The sequence below is a fragment of the Rhodococcus sp. YH1 genome, assembly GCF_009939605.1.
GTDB classification, from domain to species: Bacteria; Actinomycetota; Actinomycetes; order Mycobacteriales; family Mycobacteriaceae; genus Rhodococcus; species Rhodococcus aetherivorans.
Genome location: NZ_WVTE01000176.1, coordinates 1 through 2,325 on the forward strand (window position 1 = coordinate 1; position 2,325 = coordinate 2,325).

Sequence of the window (2,325 nt, forward strand, 5' to 3'; positions counted from 1 at the left end):
TCGTTCGAGGTGTTCGCCCGGCCGGTACTGCGGGCCGCCGCGGGGCTGCCCGCCGTCGAGCCCGAGACCCGTCCTCTGTCAACAGGTCTCAGCTCCGTGCCGGGCAAGCGCCAGTTCCTGCGCGCTCGCCGCGACGGCGGCGCCGTGGTGGCGATCCCCGGCGCCGGGTCCCACCTGATCGCCGCGATGGCCACCGCGGACGTACTGCTCGACATCCCCGCCGACACCTCGGACCTCGAACCCGGAGAACTCGTGAAGGTACTACCGCTATGACCGAACCGCACGACCTCACCCCGCCCGACGGCGGGGCCCTGAGTCACCTCGACGACAGGGGCCGCGCCCGCATGGTCGACGTGTCCGGCAAGGCCGACACCGCCCGCGTCGCGGTCGCCGCCGGCGAACTCGTCACCACCGCGGAGGTGGTGTCGCTGGTGCGGGCCGACGACATGCCCAAGGCGGACGTGCTCGCCACCGCGCGGATCGCCGGGATCGCGGCGGCCAAGCGCACGTGGGAGCTGATTCCGCTGTGCCACCAGTTGGCGCTGTCGTCGGTGAAGGTCACCTTCGGGTTCACCGACACCGCGATCACGATCGAGGCGACGGCAAAGACGAAGGGCCCCACAGGCGTCGAGATGGAGGCCCTCACCGCCGTCGCGGTGGCCGGGCTGACGTTGCACGACATGGTCAAGGCCGTCGACCCCGCCGCGGTGCTGAACGGAGTGCGGTTGGTCTCGAAGGAGGGCGGCAAGCGCGGGCACTGGCAGCGCGACGAGGCGGAGACCGCCGCACCGGCGGAGGACGAGACCGTCACGCCGGACGAGGACGACATCCTGGAGCAGGCCGGCGTGCCGGCGACGGTGCTCGTCGCGTCCACGGGTGTGGCTGCCGGTACGCGGGAGGACAGGACGGGCCCGCTGATCGCGGACTTTCTCGAGGCGCGCGGCTTCACGGTGCGGGGTCCGCTGGTGTATGCCGACGCGGACATCGCGTGGGGCCTCGAGGACGCGCTCGCCGGCGACCCGGCCCTGGTGATCTCCACCGGCGGGACCGGCGCCTCCCCCACGGACGCGACCCCGGAGGCGACGCTGGCGCTGCTGGACCGCGAGCTGCCGGGGGTCGCCGAGGCCATCCGCCTGCGCGGCCTGCAGGCCACCCCGCACGCCTCGCTGTCACGCGGCGTGGCCGGGCTGGTGGGCCGCACGGTGGTGGTCAATCTGCCCGGCTCACCGGGTGGCGTGAAGGACGGGCTGGCGGTGCTCGAGCCGATTCTCGGCCACCTGCTGGCCCAGGTCGCCGGAGGAGGCGCGCATGAATGAGCTGCTGGCACGGATCTCGGCCGAGCCGCTCGACCCGGCGTCGATGGACGCCGCGGTCGCCGGCCCCCAGCACGGGGCGGTGGTGCTGTTCAGCGGGGTGGTGCGCAACCACGACGGCGGGCGCGCGGTGAGCGCGCTCGAGTACCGGGCGCACCCCGAGGCGGAGCGATTCCTGCGTCGCTGTTGCGAACAGGTGGCGGCGGAGTCGGGACTGCCGGTCGCCGCGGTCCACAGAGTGGGCGATCTCACCATCGGCGATCTCGCGCTGGTGGCGGCGGTGGCGGCACCGCACCGGGCCGAAGCCTTCGCTGTGTGCGCCGAACTGGTCGAACGCATCAAACGCGAGGTCCCCATCTGGAAGCGGCAGCGATTCGAGGACGGTCTGTCCGAGTGGGTCGGCCTCGACGCGTGCGCCGACGAGCATCCCGGCGTGGGGTAGGCTGCGGTAGTTCGGGCATCACGACGATGCTCACCGTCGTGGGATACCGGCGGGCCGGGATCGTGCCCGGTTCCGCATGCAATACCGGCATCGGCTTTCCTTGCGGCGATCCACTGCGCCCTCCGAGATCGTCTCGGGGTGCGTGCACGCTGCATCGAAAGGCAGTTCTGTACCTATGACCGTTTCCTTCTCCGACCTCGGCGTCCCCCGGACCCTGGTGGCATCCCTGGGCGACAGCGGCATCACGAGCCCGTTCCCGATCCAGGTCGACACGCTGCCCGACACGCTGGCCGGCCGTGACGTGCTCGGCCGGGGCCGCACGGGCAGTGGCAAGACGCTGGCGTTCTCCATTCCGCTCGCCGCGCGCCTGGCCGGCCGCGCCACCCGCGAGGCCGGCCGCCCGCGTGGGCTGGTGCTGGCTCCCACCCGCGAGCTGGCCACGCAGATCGCCGCGGTCGTCAATCACCGCAATTCTCGTCATGGGCAACAGCCTGCCACGACCGTTGTCGTGCCCCGCATCGCCCCGACGATCAGCGCGGGATCATCGCGAGCTGGCGGCTCTGCACGACG

General features: G+C 72.4%; 3 protein-coding genes and 1 pseudogene. All 4 read left to right on the forward strand.

Going from position 1 to position 2,325, the window contains the following annotated elements; all coding sequences use genetic code 11:
- Positions 1 to 273, forward strand: a pseudogene (locus AIIKEEIJ_RS14035) (gephyrin-like molybdotransferase Glp); the annotation flags it as partial.
- Positions 270 to 1,316, forward strand: a complete 1,047-nt coding sequence (gene moaCB, locus AIIKEEIJ_RS14040) for a bifunctional molybdenum cofactor biosynthesis protein MoaC/MoaB (protein ID WP_006940573.1) — start codon at positions 270 to 272, stop codon at positions 1,314 to 1,316. The pseudogene AIIKEEIJ_RS14035 and the gene moaCB, both read left to right, overlap by 4 nt.
- Positions 1,309 to 1,755: a molybdenum cofactor biosynthesis protein MoaE gene (locus tag AIIKEEIJ_RS14045; RefSeq protein ID WP_102799154.1), complete on the forward strand. Its 447-nt coding sequence runs from the start codon at positions 1,309 to 1,311 to the stop codon at positions 1,753 to 1,755. Before moaCB ends, AIIKEEIJ_RS14045 begins: the two co-directional genes overlap by 8 nt.
- 175 nt (positions 1,756 to 1,930) lie before the next feature.
- A partial coding sequence (locus AIIKEEIJ_RS14050) for a DEAD/DEAH box helicase (RefSeq protein WP_238406357.1) occupies positions 1,931 to 2,325 on the forward strand: 395 nt, incomplete at its 3' end.